At 72.5% G+C, this 15,680-nt stretch carries 15 protein-coding genes; 13 read left to right on the forward strand and 2 right to left on the reverse strand.

Annotated features, from left to right (window positions below; all coding sequences use genetic code 11):
- The first annotated feature begins 240 nt into the window (after positions 1 to 240).
- The 11 genes from pyrG (at position 241) to ABD350_RS23520 (ending at position 12,806) form a co-directional block, all read left to right on the forward strand.
- A complete protein-coding gene (gene pyrG, locus ABD350_RS23470; protein WP_344350250.1) occupies positions 241 to 1,890 on the forward strand; it encodes a CTP synthase in 1,650 nt (549 codons plus the stop codon).
- Between the two features lie 82 nt (positions 1,891 to 1,972).
- Positions 1,973 to 2,599 (forward strand): NUDIX domain-containing protein, encoded by a 627-nt coding sequence (locus ABD350_RS23475; protein WP_344350251.1) that lies wholly within the window; start codon positions 1,973 to 1,975, stop codon positions 2,597 to 2,599.
- Positions 2,600 to 2,764: 165 nt separating this feature from the next.
- Positions 2,765 to 4,840 (forward strand): tetratricopeptide repeat protein, encoded by a 2,076-nt coding sequence (locus tag ABD350_RS23480; RefSeq protein WP_344350252.1) that lies wholly within the window; start codon positions 2,765 to 2,767, stop codon positions 4,838 to 4,840.
- 137 nt (positions 4,841 to 4,977) lie between these two features.
- On the forward strand, positions 4,978 to 6,102 hold the full coding sequence (ald, locus tag ABD350_RS23485) for an alanine dehydrogenase (protein WP_344350253.1): 1,125 nt from the start codon (positions 4,978 to 4,980) through the stop codon (positions 6,100 to 6,102).
- A 425-nt stretch (positions 6,103 to 6,527) separates the two neighbouring features.
- Complete coding sequence (locus tag ABD350_RS23490) at positions 6,528 to 7,661, forward strand: ParA family protein (RefSeq protein ID WP_344350254.1); 1,134 nt, start codon at positions 6,528 to 6,530, stop codon at positions 7,659 to 7,661.
- A complete protein-coding gene (locus ABD350_RS23495; protein WP_344350255.1) occupies positions 7,646 to 8,194 on the forward strand; it encodes a hypothetical protein in 549 nt (182 codons plus the stop codon). Before ABD350_RS23490 ends, ABD350_RS23495 begins: the two co-directional genes overlap by 16 nt.
- Positions 8,195 to 8,212: 18 nt before the next feature.
- Positions 8,213 to 9,289 carry a segregation and condensation protein A gene (locus tag ABD350_RS23500; protein ID WP_344350256.1) on the forward strand — a complete coding sequence of 359 codons (1,077 nt, stop codon included), beginning with the start codon at positions 8,213 to 8,215 and terminating at the stop codon, positions 9,287 to 9,289.
- Positions 9,286 to 9,903 carry an SMC-Scp complex subunit ScpB gene (gene scpB, locus ABD350_RS23505; RefSeq protein ID WP_344350257.1) on the forward strand — a complete coding sequence of 206 codons (618 nt, stop codon included), beginning with the start codon at positions 9,286 to 9,288 and terminating at the stop codon, positions 9,901 to 9,903. The genes ABD350_RS23500 and scpB overlap by 4 nt, the downstream gene beginning before the upstream one ends.
- A 13-nt stretch (positions 9,904 to 9,916) precedes the next feature.
- Positions 9,917 to 10,978: a pseudouridine synthase gene (locus ABD350_RS23510; protein ID WP_344350258.1), complete on the forward strand. Its 1,062-nt coding sequence runs from the start codon at positions 9,917 to 9,919 to the stop codon at positions 10,976 to 10,978.
- A 66-nt stretch (positions 10,979 to 11,044) separates the two neighbouring features.
- The gene (locus ABD350_RS23515) at positions 11,045 to 12,052 is read left to right on the forward strand and encodes an ADP-ribosylglycohydrolase family protein (protein ID WP_344350259.1); all 1,008 of its coding nucleotides are present in this window, start codon (positions 11,045 to 11,047) and stop codon (positions 12,050 to 12,052) included.
- Positions 12,053 to 12,056: 4 nt separating this feature from the next.
- Complete coding sequence (locus ABD350_RS23520; RefSeq protein WP_344350261.1) at positions 12,057 to 12,806, forward strand: nucleotidyltransferase domain-containing protein; 750 nt, start codon at positions 12,057 to 12,059, stop codon at positions 12,804 to 12,806.
- Here the strand turns inward: ABD350_RS23520 and ABD350_RS23525 are convergent.
- Positions 12,732 to 13,475 (reverse strand): nucleotidyltransferase domain-containing protein, encoded by a 744-nt coding sequence (locus ABD350_RS23525; RefSeq protein WP_344350262.1) that lies wholly within the window; start codon positions 13,473 to 13,475, stop codon positions 12,732 to 12,734. The two genes, ABD350_RS23520 and ABD350_RS23525, sit on opposite strands and share 75 nt — an antisense overlap.
- Before the next feature lie 22 nt (positions 13,476 to 13,497).
- The gene (locus ABD350_RS23530; RefSeq protein WP_344350263.1) at positions 13,498 to 13,986 is read right to left on the reverse strand and encodes a Rieske (2Fe-2S) protein; all 489 of its coding nucleotides are present in this window, start codon (positions 13,984 to 13,986) and stop codon (positions 13,498 to 13,500) included.
- A 147-nt stretch (positions 13,987 to 14,133) separates the two neighbouring features.
- Here ABD350_RS23530 and aroH point away from each other — a divergent pair, with 147 nt between their 5' ends.
- Positions 14,134 to 14,496, forward strand: a complete 363-nt coding sequence (aroH, locus tag ABD350_RS23535) for a chorismate mutase (RefSeq protein WP_344350264.1) — start codon at positions 14,134 to 14,136, stop codon at positions 14,494 to 14,496.
- Positions 14,493 to 15,578: a prephenate dehydrogenase gene (locus tag ABD350_RS23540; RefSeq protein WP_344350265.1), complete on the forward strand. Its 1,086-nt coding sequence runs from the start codon at positions 14,493 to 14,495 to the stop codon at positions 15,576 to 15,578. The genes aroH and ABD350_RS23540 overlap by 4 nt, the downstream gene beginning before the upstream one ends.
- Positions 15,579 to 15,680: the final 102 nt, after the last annotated feature.

Raw genomic sequence — 15,680 nt, forward strand, 5'->3', positions numbered from 1 at the left:
GTGAGAACCGTGTGCCCGGACCGGTACGGAAGTTGCATGAGTGACACCGGTCGACTCGTGCTGTGCCCGGCCGAGCGCGGAGCGTGGCCGGAAGCCATCCCGCTCAGGCGCTGATACGCTGGTAGCCCGTGGACCGGTGGGAGAAAACCCCCCGAACCGCAGCGACGGCACCCCCGGAACCCCCCGGGCCGGCAGCCGCACCGCATCACCGCCAGCGACCACGGGAGCCCCCTCTTGGCCATGCCGCCCAAATCCACGACGACCAAGCACATCTTCGTCACCGGGGGTGTCGCCTCCTCGCTCGGCAAGGGTCTGACCGCCTCCAGCCTGGGCATGCTGCTCAAGGCCCGCGGCCTGCGTGTCGTGATGCAGAAGCTCGACCCGTACCTGAACGTCGACCCGGGCACGATGAACCCCTTCCAGCACGGTGAGGTGTTCGTCACCAACGACGGCGCCGAGACCGACCTGGACATCGGCCACTACGAGCGCTTCCTCGACCGCGACCTGGACGGCAGCGCCAACGTCACCACCGGCCAGGTGTACTCCACCGTGATCGCCAAGGAGCGGCGCGGCGAGTACCTGGGCGACACCGTGCAGGTCATCCCGCACATCACCAACGAGATCAAGCACCGCATCCGGCGCATGGCCACCGACGAGGTCGACGTGGTCATCACCGAGGTCGGCGGCACGGTCGGCGACATCGAGTCGCTGCCGTTCCTGGAGACCGTCCGCCAGGTCCGCCACGAGGTCGGCCGGGACAACGTCTTCGTGGTGCACATCTCCCTGCTGCCCTACATCGGCCCCTCCGGCGAGCTGAAGACCAAGCCGACCCAGCACTCGGTGGCCGCGCTGCGCAACATCGGCATCCAGCCCGACGCGATCGTGCTGCGCTGCGACCGGGAGGTCCCCACCGCGATCAAGCGGAAGATCTCCCTGATGTGCGACGTGGACGAGGCCGCCGTGGTCGCCTGCCCCGACGCCCGCTCGATCTACGACATCCCCAAGGTCGTGCACACCGAGGGCCTGGACGCCTACGTGGTGCGCAAGCTCGACCTGCCGTTCCGGGACGTGGACTGGACCACCTGGGACGACCTGCTCGACCGCGTGCACAACCCCGAGCACGAGGTCACCCTCGCCCTGGTCGGCAAGTACATCGACCTGCCCGACGCCTATCTGTCGGTCACCGAGGCGTTGCGCGCGGGCGGCTTCGCCAACCGTGCCCGGGTGAAGATCAAGTGGGTCACCTCCGACGACTGCAAGACCCCGGCCGGGGCCAAGGCCCAGCTGGCGGGCGTGGACGGCATCTGCATCCCCGGCGGCTTCGGCGACCGCGGTGTGCTGGGCAAGGTCGGCGCGATCCGCTACGCCCGGGAGAACAAGATCCCGCTGCTCGGCCTGTGCCTGGGCCTGCAGTGCATCGTGATCGAGGCCGCCCGCAACCTGGCCGGCGTCCCCGACGCCAACTCCACCGAGTTCGACCCGGCCACCGCCCACCCGGTGATCTCCACCATGGCCGAGCAGATGGACATCGTCGCCGGCGAGGGCGACATGGGCGGCACGATGCGCCTGGGCATGTACCCGGCCAAGCTCGCCGAGGGCTCCATCGTCCGCGAGGTCTACGACGGCAAGGAGTACGTCGAGGAGCGCCACCGCCACCGCTACGAGGTCAACAACGCCTACCGCGCGGAACTGGAGAAGAAGGCCGGCATCGTCTTCTCCGGCACCTCCCCCGACGGCAAGCTCGTGGAGTACGTCGAGTACCCGCGGGACGTCCACCCGTACCTGGTCGCCACCCAGGCCCACCCGGAGCTGCGCTCCCGGCCGACCCGTCCGCACCCGCTGTTCGCCGGTCTGGTGAAGGCGGCTGTCGAGCGGAAGAACTCCAAGTAACACGCCGGTTGTACGGTGGCCGGGGTGCGTACCTTCGAAGGTGGGCACCCCGGTTTCACCGTGTTACGTGGAAGGACAGGGCATGACGATCAAGGACGCCCCCGAGGAGTGGGAGATCCGGGCCACGGAGACCCCCTTCACGGGCAACAAGACCTCCGTGCGCACCGACGAGGTGGTCATGCCCGACGGCTCGGTGGTCCGCCGCGACTACCAGGTCCACCCCGGCTCGGTCGCCGTCCTCGCCCTGGACGAGGACGACCGGGTCCTGCTGATCAACCAGTACCGCCACCCGGTGCGGCACAAGCTGTGGGAGATCCCGGCCGGCCTGCTGGACGTGCCCGGCGAGAACCCGCTGCACGCCGCCCAGCGGGAGCTGTACGAGGAGGCGCACGTCAAGGCCGAGGACTGGCGGGTGCTGACCGACGTCTACACCACCCCCGGCGGCTGCGACGAGGCCGTGCGGATCTTCCTCGCCCGCGAGCTGTCCGAGGCCGACGGGGAGCGCTTCGCGGCGGAGCACGAGGAGACCGACATGGAGCACGCGCGCGTGCCGGTCGACGAACTCGTGCGCCGGATCCTGGCGGGGGACGTGCACAACAACTGTCTCGTGGTCGGCGTGCTGTCCCTGGTCGCCGCCCGCGGCGGGGACGGGCTGGACGCCCTGCGCCCGGCCGGCGCGCCCTGGCCCGCGCGCCCCTTCGAGAGCTGACCGGACCCCGTCCGGACCACCGGTGTGACCATCGCCTGATCCGATTGGGCGATGCGTTCGCCGCGCTCCTCCGGGTACGTCGCAGAGCGTGAACTAGGCTCTGCAAACGCCCGTACCGGAAGACACCGGCGGGCTTGCGCGTGCGGTGGGACGGGAGTGTGGCCCGTGACGGAACAGGCGGTGGACCCAGACGGTGCGGAGCTGTCCGCGCACCCGGCCCCGAAGGACCGTTTCCTGGGCCGGGCCCGGGAGTTGAAGGAACTGCGCGCCGACATCGAGCGCGCCGGCCTGGACACCCTGTCCGGCCGCAAGGCGCCCCGCGCGCGCGTCCTGCTCATCGCGGGCCGGCCCGGCTCCGGCCGTACCAGCCTCGCCGAGGAACTCGTCCGCCGGGTCGCCGGCCGTTACCCCGGCGGGGTGCTGCGGGCCCGGCTCAGCGAGCCCGACGGCACCCCGGTGCCCGTCGAGCGGGCGGCCCGCGCACTGCTGGAGGCGCTGGAGCTGCCCGCCCCCGCCGGAGCAGCCGAGGACGACCTCGCCGCCGCCGTGCGCGCGGCCCTGGCCGGCCGGCGCGCGGTGCTCCTGCTGGACGACGCGGCCGACGCCGACCAGGTCGACGCCCTTCTCCCGGAGGCCCCCGACTGCCTGGTGGTCGCCGTCTCCCGGGGCCCGCTCACCGGTATCGCCGACGTCCGTCCCTGCACGCTGGGCGGCCTCGACACCAAGTCCGCGGTGGACCTGCTCACCGGCTACGCCGGCGCGGTCCGCGTCACCGTCGACCCGCGCGCCGCGGAGAGCCTGGTGGAGGCCTGCCAGGGCCACCCGGGCGCGCTGGTGCTGGCCGGCGGCTGGCTCGCGGCCCGTCCCAAGGCGGCCGTCTCCGACCTGGTCAAGCGGCTGCACGCGGCCTGCGAGGACGGCGCGGAGGGCGCCGAGGCGACCCCGCTGTCCCGCGTCTTCCGGCTCGTCTACGACCAGCTGCCCGGGCCGGCCGCCCGGCTGCTTCGGCTGGTCTGCCTCGCCCCGGCCGGCCTCGCCGACCCGCACACCGCCTCCGCCCTGGCCGGCTGCTCGGTGGACGCCGCCCGCGCCACCCTGGACGACCTCGCCGCCCTCAGCCTGCTGCGCGCGGTGGACTCCCCGCTGCCCCAGTGGGAGGTCCCCGGCCGGCTGCACCCGCTGCTGCGCGCCCTGGCCGGGACCCAGGAGCGGCCCGCCGAACTCCAGCTGGCCCGGGCCCGGATGCTGGAGCGGACGGTACGGCTGCTCCAGTCCTGCCGGGCGATCACCGAGACCGACAGCCCGCAGGCCCGGGAGAAGCTGAACGGCATGCCGCCCGCGCTGCGCTTCCCGAACCCGCGGGCCGCCGCCGACTGGCTGCGCATCCGGCGTCCCGCGCTGCTGGCGTCGGCGCGCCTGGCGGTGGCCGACGGCGAGCTGGACACCCTCGCCCGCCGGCTGATGTCCCAGCTGGTGCGGGCGCTGGCCGCCCATGTCGGCACCCAGGCCGCCGCCCCCGACCTGTACGGGGTGCACGGCCTGGTGCTGGACGTCGCCGAGCGGCGCGGGCTGCCCCGGGAGAAGGCCGCGGCCCTGCTGAACCTGGGCGATCTGGACGCGCAGACCGGCCGCACCCGGGAGGCGCTGGCCCGCTACCGGGCCGCGCTGGACGCCGGACGGGAGGCGAACGACCCGTACGCCACCGGCCGCGCGATGGAATCCGTAGGCGGCGCCTACCAGGAGCTGGGCGATTACGACCGGGCCGCCGACTGGTTCGGCCGGGCACTGGCCGAGCGGCTGGCCCGCGGCGAGGCCCCGGAGGCCGCCCGGCTGTACGGCCGGATCGCCACCACCCACACCTACGCCGGCCGCTACGGCGAGGCGCTGCGCAACTGGCGGGCCGCCCTGGCCGGCTACCGCAGGAGCGGTGATGTCGCCGCCAGCGCACGGGCGTTGAGCGAGATCGCCCGGGTGCAGGAGTACGCGGGACGGCCCGAGGAGTCGCTGCGCACCTGCCAGGAGGCGGTGGAGTGGGCCCGGCGGGCCGAGGACGCCCGGTTGCAGGCCGCGGTGCAGCTGCGGCTGGCCGACACCCTGGACCGCCTCGGCGACCCCGCGGCGGCCCGGCTGCACCGGGCGGCGGCGGAGCGCTTGCTGGCCGAGGAGGGCCCGGAGGACGACGCAAGGCTGGAACAAGACGCTAACGCCTGCGAAATCCGTACCGCATCCAGCGAAGATTGATGCAATGAAAGGCTAGACAGCTAGAACGCCTTCATTAGACTGGCTCTGCCGCACATTCTCCTGCGGTGTCTCCCGGTATGCCCCCGCATGTCTGGGTACGTCTGTATTGCACCCCCATACCCTCTGAGCCAAGGACCGTGATCGACGTGAAGGTCGGCATCCCCCGCGAGGTCAAGAACAACGAGTTCCGGGTGGCCATCACCCCCGCCGGTGTGCACGAGCTGGTGCGCAACGGCCACCAGGTCGTCATCGAGCGGGGCGCCGGCCTCGGCTCCTCGATCACGGACGAGGAGTACGTCTCCGCCGGTGCCGCCATCCTGGACACCGCGGACGAGGTCTGGGCGAGCGCCGACCTGCTGCTGAAGGTCAAGGAGCCCATCGCGGAGGAGTACCACCGCCTCCGCAAGGACCAGACCCTCTTCACCTACCTGCACCTGGCCGCGTCCAAGGAGTGCACCGACGCGCTGCTGGCCTCCGGCACCACGGCCATCGCCTACGAGACCGTCGAGCTGCCCAGCCGCGCCCTGCCGCTGCTCGCCCCGATGTCCGAGGTCGCGGGCCGGCTGGCCCCGCAGGTCGGCGCCTACCACCTGATGCGCGCGGCCGGCGGCCGTGGCGTGCTGCCCGGCGGCGTCCCGGGCGTGACCCCGGCCAAGGCCGTCGTCATCGGCGGTGGCGTCTCCGGCTGGAACGCCGCCCAGATCGCCATCGGCATGGGCTTCGACGTCACCCTGCTCGACCGCGACATCAACAAGCTGCGCGAGGCCGACAAGATCTTCGGCACGAAGATCAAGGCCGTCATGTCCAACTCCTTCGAGCTGGAGAAGGCCGTCCTCGACGCCGACCTCGTCATCGGCGCGGTCCTCATCCCGGGCGCCAAGGCCCCGAAGCTGGTCACCAACGAGATGGTGGCCCGGATGAAGCCCGGAAGTGTCCTTGTCGACATCGCGATCGACCAGGGCGGCTGCTTCGAGGACTCCCGCCCCACCACGCACGCCGAGCCGACCTTCAAGGTGCACAACTCGGTCTTCTACTGCGTCGCCAACATGCCGGGCGGTGTGCCCAACACCTCCACCAACGCGCTCACCAACGCGACGCTGCCGTACATCGTCTCGCTGGCCAACAACGGCTGGGTGGAGGCGCTGCGCCGCGATGCCGCGCTCGCCAAGGGTCTCAACACCCATGACGGCAAGGTCGTTTACAAGGAGGTCGCGGAGGCCCACGGCCTGCCCCACGTCGAGCTGGAGTCGCTGCTCGGCTGATCTGCGCGAGCAGGTCACGACCGGGTGAGTCGCCAAGTCGCCACCCGCCAAAAGGCGATTCGTCAACACGGCTCGTCAATCCCGCACATCCGGCCGGACCTTGCCCGACAAGGTCCGGCCGGATGTGTGTATGGTCACTTTGCGACTCTCGGTCAACTCGCCTCGAACGTAACGCTTCGACCGATTCGCACACCCTGGAAACCTGCTGTGCGACGGCCGTACGCCCTTGACAGCGACATGTTTCATTGCCGACACATCCTGCCGGGTCCGGCGGATTGTGTTGCTGCGGACCGCCGACACGCCATAGAGTCGCCAACCGTCGGCATGGTGCCACGCTGACCTTGTCTAGAAGTTTCCTGGTCACCAAGGAGGTAAGACGACTTGTGAATGAGTCGACATTTTCTCCCGGGGGTGGTCAACCAGGAATGCCGGTCCGGGGCCAGGGCCCCGCGGGATTCGAGGCTGTCGGCTCCGTAGCTGTGCGCACCTTCGCAGCCCACCAGAGTTCCGGTCCGCAGGCGGCCGGGACAGCACACCAGAGCATGGATGGCCATCACGTGAACGCCATGGCCGGCGACGGAAGTGGCGCGCCCCACAACCACTTCGCCGACTACGACGAACTGCCCGAGGGGCACTTCTACGACCCCGACGCCGAGTACGAGCCGGATCCGGAGTACGCGGCCACGCTCGCGCCCGACGCGGCCCGTCAGCGCCGTGAGCGCATCGGTCCGACCGGACGCCCGCTGCCCTACTTCCCGATCCCGGGCCCGCTGACCGACCACGGCCCCGCGAAGATCATCGCGATGTGCAACCAGAAGGGCGGCGTCGGCAAGACGACGTCGACCATCAACCTGGGTGCCGCGCTCGCGGAGTACGGCCGGCGCGTGCTGCTCGTGGACTTCGACCCGCAGGGCGCGCTGTCGGTGGGTCTCGGGGTCAACCCCATGGAGCTGGACCTCACCGTCTACAACCTGCTCATGGAGCGGGGCATGTCCGCGGACGAGGTCCTGCTGAAGACCGCGGTCCCCAACATGGACCTGCTGCCCTCCAACATCGACCTGTCGGCCGCCGAGGTCCAGCTGGTCTCCGAGGTCGCGCGCGAGTCCACGCTCCAGCGGGCCCTGAAGCCGTTGCTGCCCGACTACGACTACATCGTGATCGACTGCCAGCCCTCGCTCGGCCTGCTCACGGTCAACGCCCTGACGGCCGCTCACAAGGTGATCGTGCCGCTGGAGTGCGAGTTCTTCGCGCTGCGCGGTGTGGCCCTGCTGACCGAGACCATCGAGAAGGTCCAGGAGCGGCTCAACCCCGAGCTGGAGCTCGACGGCATCCTCGCCACGATGTACGACTCGCGCACCGTCCACAGCCGCGAGGTGCTGGCCCGCGTGGTCGAGGCCTTCGACGACCACGTCTACCACACGGTCATCGGCCGCACGGTCCGCTTCCCGGAGACCACGGTCGCCGGTGAGCCGATCACCACGTACGCCTCCAACTCCGTCGGTGCCGCCGCCTACCGCCAGCTCGCCAGGGAGGTGCTCGCCCGGTGTCACGCCGAGTGAGTCTGCCCGGGGCCGACGAACTCTTCCGCACCACAGGAGGGATGGCGCTCCAGCCGTCCACTCCCCGGCGCGCGGCGGGCGGTGAGGCCCGGGTGCCGGCTCCCGCCGGGGAGAGCGACGAGACGGCCGCCGGGGAGGACGTACCGCCGTCGGTGCCGGTCCGCAACGGCGACGGAGAGGGCGCCGAGCACGTGGCGGCGGACGCCGAGCCGGCCGAGACCGGCGAGTCCCGCAGCCGCCCGGTGCGCCGCCAGGCGGCGCAGGAGGGTCCGGCCGCCGCGCAGCCGCGCAAGCGCGGGCGGTCGGCGACCCGGCGGCCCAGCGGGCGCGAGCGGCACGACGAGAAGATCACCGTCTATGTCTCGGCCGAGGAGCTGATGGACCTGGAGCACGCCCGCCTGGTGCTCCGCGGCGAGCACGGGCTCGCGGTGGACCGCGGCCGGATCGTCCGCGAGGCGGTGGCCGTGGTCCTGGCCGACCTGGAGTCCCGCGGGGACGCGAGCATCCTCGTACGCCGGCTGCGCGGGCGGTAGCGATAGCCTGCGGGGGCTATGACCTGGAACGAAGCCCCTGCCCCCGGCGCACCGGCCGGCCGTCGGCGTGCGCTGGGGCGGGGACCGGGCGCGGCGGGGACCGGGCCGGAGATCCCGCCGACCGGGCCGGAGACCCGGCGGACGGGGCCGGAGGCCGCCGAGAGCGCGCAGGAGGCCTCGGCACCCCTTGAGCCCCGGGAAGCCCCACAGGAGTCCCCACACGCCCCGCAGGAGCCCCGGGAGGAGCCCCGGGAGGAGACCGGCGAGAAGCCCGGCGCGCCCTCCGACGGCGTCTTCAAGGTCCGGCTGTCGAACTTCGAGGGCCCCTTCGACCTGCTGCTCCAGCTGATCTCCAGGCACAAGCTGGACGTCACCGAGGTCGCCCTGTCGAAGGTCACCGACGAGTTCATGGCGCACATCCGGGCCAGGGGACCGGACTGGGACCTGGACCAGACCACGGAGTTCCTCGTCGTCGCGGCCACGCTGCTCGACCTGAAGGCCGCCCGGCTGCTGCCCGCCGCCGAGGTGGAGGACGAGGCCGACCTCGCCCTGCTGGAGGCCAGGGACCTGCTGTTCGCGCGGCTGTTGCAGTACCGCGCCTACAAGCGGATCGCCGACATCTTCAACGAGCGGCTCGACGAGGAGGCCCGGCGCTACCCCCGTACCGTGGGACTCGAGCCGCACCACGCCGAGCTGCTGCCCGAGGTCGTCATCAGCATCGGCCCCGAGGGCTTCGCCGAACTGGCGGTCAAGGCGATGCGGCCGAGACCCAGGCCGCAGGTCTACGTCGACCACATCCACGCCCCGCTGGTCAGCGTGCGGGAACAGGCGCGGCTCGTGGTCGCGCGCCTGAAGGAGCTCGGCGAGGCCAGCTTCCGGGTGCTGGTCGAGGACACCGACGACACGCTCACCGTCGTGGCCAGGTTCCTGGCGCTGCTGGAGCTGTACCGCGAGAAGGCCGTCGCGCTGGACCAGGAGACCGCCCTCGGTGAGCTGCTGGTGCGCTGGACCGGCGGGGACGGGGACGGGGCGCCGACGGTCACGGACGAGTTCGACCGGCCGCCCCGGCAGCCCGAGGAGGAGGAGAAGGCATGAGCGAGCCCGCCGATCCCGACCTCAAGCCCGCCCTGGAGGCGGTGCTCATGGTCGTGGACGAGCCCGCGGCCGAGGAGCACCTGGCACGGCTCCTGGAGCGGCCCCGGCGGCAGGTCGCGGACGCCCTGCGCGAGCTGGCCGACGAGTACACCGCGCAGGGCCGCGGCTTCGAGCTGCGGTTCGTCGCGGGCGGCTGGCGCTACTACACCCGCGCCGCCTACGCGCCCGCCGTCGAACGGCTGGTCCTGGACGGCCAGACCGCCCGCCTCACCCAGGCGGCGCTGGAGACCCTGGCGGTGGTCGCCTACCGCCAGCCGGTCAGCCGCAGCAGGGTCTCCGCCGTGCGCGGGGTGAACTGCGACGGCGTGATGCGCACCCTGCTCCAGCGCGGTCTGGTCGAGGAGGCGGGCACGGAACCCGAAACAGGTGCGATCCTGTACAGGACGACGGACTACTTCCTGGAGCGGATGGGCCTGCGCGGCCTGGACGAGCTTCCGGAGCTCGCGCCCTTCCTCCCCGAGGCGGAGGCGGTCGAGGCCGAGTCCCGGGAGGGGGTCCCGTCGTTCGACCCGGACGCGCCCGACGCGCCCGGCGGTCAGGACGCAGACGACTAAGACGGAAACCTTGATGCGAAGCAGCGGCAGCGGCAAGAGCGGCGGGCGCGGTAACCACCGCGGTGCCGGCAACAACAGGGACCAGAAGCAGGGGCAGGGCCGGCCCCGCAAGCCCCGCCCCGAGGAGCGCCGCTACGACGTGGGCCCCGGGGCCACCAAGGACGGCCCGAAGGCCGGGCGCGGCGGTGCCGCGCGCGGCGGCGCCAAGGGCGGTCCGAAGCGGCCCCAGCAGGGCGCTCGGACGGCCCCGGCACGCTCGCGTGAGTACGAGACGCGGGTCGAGGAGCGCAACCGGGAGCGGTACGCGGGCAGGAAGGACATCAAGCTGCCCAAGACCTTCCCGGGCGCCGAGCAGGAGGGCGAGCGGCTGCAGAAGGTCCTCGCGCGCGCGGGCTACGGCTCCCGGCGGGCCTGCGAGGAGCTGATCGAGCAGGCCCGGGTGGAGGTGAACGGCGAGATCGTCACCGAGCAGGGCAAGCGGGTCGACCCGGAGAAGGACGAGGTCAAGGTCGACGGCCTGACCGTGGCGACCCAGTCGTACCAGTTCTTCTCGCTGAACAAGCCCGCGGGCGTGGTCTCCACCATGGAGGACCCGGAGGGCCGGCAGTGCCTCGGCGACTACGTCACCAACCGTGAGACGCGGCTCTTCCACGTCGGCCGGCTGGACACCGAGACCGAGGGCGTCATCCTGCTCACCAACCACGGCGAGCTGGCGCACCGCCTCACGCACCCGCGGTACGGCGTGAAGAAGACCTACCTGGCGGCCATCGTCGGCCCGATCCCGCGCGACCTGGGCAAGCGGTTGAAGGACGGCATCCAGCTGGAGGACGGCTACGCCCGCGCGGACCACTTCCGCGTGGTCGAGCAGACCGGCAAGAACTACCTGGTCGAGGTGACCCTGCACGAGGGCCGCAAGCACATCGTGCGCCGCATGCTGGCGGAGGCCGGCTTCCCGGTCGAGCGGCTGGTGCGCACCGCCTTCGGCCCGATCACCCTCGGCGACCAGAAGTCGGGCTGGCTGCGTCGCCTGTCGAACACCGAGGTCGGCATGCTGATGAAGGAAGTCGATCTGTAGAGCGCGCCTTGCGCTGATCATCATCCCCCTTTATTGTCACGATGACGATAAAGGGGGATGGCGCATATGCCGAAGCAGCAGGCGACCGGAGCGCTTCTCGGACTCGCCCTCGGGGACGCCCTCGGCTACCCGGCCGAGTTCAAGACCGTGCCGCTGATCGAGTCCGCGTTCGGGCCCTGGCGCGTGCGGGAGCTGCCGCGGCGCGCGCTCGTCTCCGACGACACGCAGATGACCCTCGCCGTCGGCCGCGCCCTGCGAACCGCCCTGGACCTCGGCGACCCGACGCCGGAGGGGCTGGAGGGGCCGCTGCGCGAGGAGTTCGGGCACTGGTACCGGTCGCCGGAGAACAACCGCGCCCCCGGCGCCACCTGTCTGCGGGCCTGCGAGCTGCTCGCGGACCCGGACCGGGCCTGGCAGGACGCCACCCAGCCCGGCTCCAAGGGCTGCGGCGCCAACATGCGGGTCGCCCCGATCGGCCTCGCCCCCGCACTGAGTGACGAACAGCGCGCCGGCGCCGCCCAGTTGCAGGCCGCGCTCACCCACGGCCACCCCACCGCGCTGGCCGCCTCCGACCTCACCGCGCACGCCGTCCACCTGCTCGCCGGGGGCGCCGACCCCGCCGGACTCGTCGGGCGGCTGCGCTCGTACGCCCTGGAACACCGCACGCGCTACGACCACGCCTGGCTGGGCGACCTGTGGACCCGCTCGGGGGACCCCGGCCCCGAGCACTTCATCGCGCGCGGCTGGGACGAGTGCCTGGAGATCCTCGGCCGGCTCCGGGAGGCCGTGCGGACCGTCTCCCCGGAGACCGACCCCTGCCTGGCCACCGGCGAGGGCTGGATCGCCGAGGAGGCCCTCGCCACCGGGCTGCTGTGCTTCCTGCTCTTCCCCGAGGAGCCCGTCACCGCCCTGCGCCGGGCCGCCTGCACCGCCGGCGACTCCGACTCCATCGCCTGCCTCACCGGCGCCTTCGCGGGCGCCTGGCTGGGGGCCGAGGCCTGGCCCGCCGACTGGACGGAGCGGATCGAGTACCGAGACGGCCTGTCGGCCCTGGGCACGCTCTGGGACGCTTAGGCCCATGCTCGACGACCTCGACATAGACCTGGCCCCGGTGGTCGCGGAACAGCCCGACACCCTGCTGTTCGCCACCGTCTCCGGAGCCCATCTGTACGGCTTCCCCTCGCAGGACTCCGACGTGGACCTGAGAGGAGTCCACCTGCTCCCCGCGGCCGACCTCGTCGGCCTGCGCGAACCGGAGGAGACCCGCTCGCGGACCTGGGTCCGCTACGGCGTCGAGCTCGACCTCGTCACCCACGACCTGCGCAAGTTCGCCCGCCTGATGCTCCGCCGCAACGGCTATGTGCTGGAGCAGCTGCTCTCCCCGCTGGTCGTGCACACCTCCGAGGCCCACCGGGAGCTGGCCGCGCTCGTCCCCGGCGTCCTCACCAGCCACCACGCCCACCACTACCGCGGGTTCGCCGCGACCCAGTGGCGGCTGTTCGAGAAGACCGGCGAACTCAAGCCGCTGCTCTACACGTTCCGGGTGCTGCTCACCGGCATCCACCTCATGCGCAGCGGCGAGGTCCAGGCACATCTGCCCACGCTGCTGGAGGAGGCGGGCGGCCCCGGCTACCTGCCCGAGCTGATCGCCGCCAAGCGGGAGCGGGAGAACGCCCGCGCCGACGTCGACCGGGACCTCGTGGCGATGGACGTGGAGCGGCTGCACACCGCGCTGGACGAGGCGCAGGCCGGTTCAGCGCTCCCCGACACCGCCGGCGCCCACGGCGCCCTGCACGACCTGGTGGTCCGGCTCCGCCTGAAGGGCTGAGGCCCGGCGCACCCGGTGCAGGAAGGCGGCCACGCGCGCCCGGTCCGGCTCGGCCGGCAGCGGACTGCCCGGCAGGGCCTGCTCCGCCTCGCCCGCCAGCCGGACCATCCACGCCTCCACCCGCGCCCACGGCACCTCGCCGCGCTTGACCGCCAGCAACGGTTCGCGCAGCTCGCCGACGGCGATCCGCAGCTCGCCGGTGCGCAGCAGGTCCCGGGCGGCCGTCAGCAGGCGCAGCAGATGCATCGCGTGCTTCCAGCGCGGGGCGCCCGTGGTCCGCACATCGGCGTCCAGCCGCTTGCGCTGGCCGAGGGCGTACCGGGTGAAGGTGTCGTAGGCCTGCCGGGACAGGAAGGCGCCGCGCAGCGACAGCAGCTCGCGGCCGGTGTCGTCCACGCGCTCCACGAGCGGGGAGTGCAGGCACTCCAGGATGTTCGGGTTGCCGCGCAGCGCCAGCTCGCAGAACCGCTCCAGCTCCCAGGAGAAGCGCTCCTCGCCCGGCCCCTCCACATGCGTCGGCGGTTTCTCGAACCGCCAGAACAGCGGGGTCGGGGCGAGGAACACCCCGCGCCGGTCGGTGTCGCTGGTCTCCGTGGCCAGACCGAAGGCGCGGGAGCCCATGACACAGGCGTAGACGGTGTGGTCGCGTACGAGGTCCTGCGGCTGCATGCCCGGAGCGTACGCGGGCGGCTCAGGTCAGGTAGACGGAATTTCCCCGCACCGTGACCGGCTCCTCGGCCAGCGGCCTGCTCGCCGGGCCGCCGGCCACCGAGCCGTCGGCGATATGGAACCGGCTGGTGTGACAGGGGCACAGGATGGTGCCGTCCGACACCTGGCTCACCGTGCAGCCCTGGTGGGTGCAGACCGCCGAGAACGCCTTGAAGCGGCCCTTCTCCGGCTGGGTGACCACGATCTTGCGGTCCGCGAAGACCTTGCCGCCGCCCACGGGGATGTCACCGGCGAGGGCCAGTGGTTCCCCGGCCGGGGCGGCCTCCCGCGCGGCGGGGGACGTCTCCCCGGCGCCGCCCTCGGCGGCGGGGGAGGGCGGCGACGCCGGTGCCGTGGGCGGCAGCGGGGCCGTGGAGCCGCCGCCTTCGTCGCCGCCGCACCCCACGCAGCCCAGGGCGAGCGCGCCGGCGCCCGTGGCGAGAACGGTGCGCCGTGTCGCTGGCTGGGGCATGTCAGACCTCCGTACAGACGTACATATCGATGGATAGCGGACGTTCCGCATCGTCTCAGCGCGTGGCCGGCGCACGCCCGTACCGCGCGGGCTGACTACGCTGGACGGACCAAGAACGGAACACGCATGTCAGCGAGGAGCAGCGCCGTGGCGGTACGAGCGGTCCGGGGAGCCGTCCAACTGGAACGGGACGACGCCGGTCATATGGCGGAGCAGGTCGGCGCGCTGCTCACCGCCGTCCTCGAACGGAACGGGCTGACCGCCGACGACCTGATCAGCATCTGGTTCACGGCCACTCCCGACCTGCACAGCGACTTCCCGGCCGCCGCCGCCCGCCGGCTCGGCATCGTCGACGTCCCCCTGATCTGCGCCCAGGAACTCGACATCGAGGGCGCCATGCCCCGGGTCGTACGGATCCTCGCGCACATCGAGTCGGACAAGCCCCGCAACGACATCGCCCACGTCTACCTCGGCGCCGCCGCGGCCCTGCGCAAGGACATCGCCCAGTGAGAACCGCACTCGTCATCGGAACCGGCCTGATCGGCACCTCCGCCGCCCTGGCCCTGGCCCGGCGCGGAGTCGTCGTCCACCTCGCCGACCACGACCCCGGGCAGGCCCGCACCGCCGCCGCGCTGGGCGCCGGCACCGACGAGGCGCCCGACGGCCCGGTCGACCTGGCGATCGTCGCCGCCCCGCCCGCCCATGTCGCCAAGGTGCTCGCCGACGCCATGCACCGCGGCCTGGCCCGCGGCTACCTGGACGTCGCCAGCGTCAAGGGCGGCCCGCGCCGCGAACTGGAGGCGCTCGGTCTGGACCTCACCTCCTACATCGGCACCCACCCGATGTCCGGCCGGGAGAAGTCCGGCCCGCTGGCCGCCACCGCCGACCTCTTCGAGGGCCGCCCCTGGGTGCTCACCCCCACCCGGGACACCGACACCGAGGTGCTGAACCTCGCCCTGGAACTGGTCTCGCACTGCCGGGCCGTCCCGGTCGTCATGGACGCCGACGCCCACGACCACGCCGTGGCCCTCGTCTCCCACATGCCCCACCTGGTCTCCAGCATGGTCGCCGCGCGCCTGGAGCACGCCGAGGAGTCCGCCGTACGGCTGTGCGGACAGGGCATCCGGGACGTGACCCGGATCGCCGCCTCCGACCCCCGCATGTGGATCGACATCCTGTCCGCGAACCCGGGCCCGGTCGCCGACCTGCTCTCCGACCTCGCCGCCGACCTGACGGAGACGGTCCGGGCGCTGCGCGACCTGGAGTCCCCCGACGCGGCCCGGCGCGGCGAGGGCAGCGCGGGCATCGAGGACCTGCTGCGCCGGGGGAACGCCGGCCAGGTGCGGGTACCCGGCAAGCACGGGTCCGCGCCGCGGGCCTACGAGACCGTGGCCGTGCTCATCGACGACCAGCCCGGCCAGCTCGCCCGGATCTTCGCGGACGCCGGCCGGGCCGGGGTCAACATCGAGGACGTCCGCATCGAGCACGCCACCGGACAGCAGGCCGGTCTGGTGCAGCTCATGGTCGAACCGAAGGCCCGGGAGGCGCTGAAGGAGGCACTGCGGGAGCGGGGCTGGGCGCTGCGCCAGTAGCGCCCGCGCGGCGCGGCCCGTCCGCCGCAGGGCCCCGCGCCCCGCGTACGTCCGGACGAGTGACCCGCACCCAGTAACCTTGTGCGGGGCGCTCTCGCTCCC

This window comes from Streptomyces nogalater (assembly GCF_039532885.1).
Taxonomy (GTDB): domain Bacteria; phylum Actinomycetota; class Actinomycetes; order Streptomycetales; family Streptomycetaceae; genus Streptomyces; species Streptomyces nogalater.

Excerpts from the sequence above, each read along its gene's own strand:
- pyrG (WP_344350250.1), top strand. The coding sequence starts at position 241 with ATGCCGCCCAAATCCACGACGACCAAGCACATCTTCGTCACCGGGGGT.
- ABD350_RS23475 (WP_344350251.1), top strand. The coding sequence starts at position 1,973 with ATGACGATCAAGGACGCCCCCGAGGAGTGGGAGATCCGGGCCACGGAG.
- ABD350_RS23490 (WP_344350254.1), top strand. The coding sequence starts at position 6,528 with ATGCCGGTCCGGGGCCAGGGCCCCGCGGGATTCGAGGCTGTCGGCTCC.
- ABD350_RS23500 (WP_344350256.1), top strand. The coding sequence starts at position 8,213 with ATGACCTGGAACGAAGCCCCTGCCCCCGGCGCACCGGCCGGCCGTCGG.
- scpB (WP_344350257.1), top strand. The coding sequence starts at position 9,286 with ATGAGCGAGCCCGCCGATCCCGACCTCAAGCCCGCCCTGGAGGCGGTG.
- ABD350_RS23510 (WP_344350258.1), top strand. The coding sequence starts at position 9,917 with ATGCGAAGCAGCGGCAGCGGCAAGAGCGGCGGGCGCGGTAACCACCGC.
- ABD350_RS23515 (WP_344350259.1), top strand. The coding sequence starts at position 11,045 with ATGCCGAAGCAGCAGGCGACCGGAGCGCTTCTCGGACTCGCCCTCGGG.
- ABD350_RS23520 (WP_344350261.1), top strand. The coding sequence starts at position 12,057 with ATGCTCGACGACCTCGACATAGACCTGGCCCCGGTGGTCGCGGAACAG.
- ABD350_RS23525 (WP_344350262.1), bottom strand. The coding sequence starts at position 13,475 with ATGCAGCCGCAGGACCTCGTACGCGACCACACCGTCTACGCCTGTGTC.
- ABD350_RS23530 (WP_344350263.1), bottom strand. The coding sequence starts at position 13,986 with ATGCCCCAGCCAGCGACACGGCGCACCGTTCTCGCCACGGGCGCCGGC.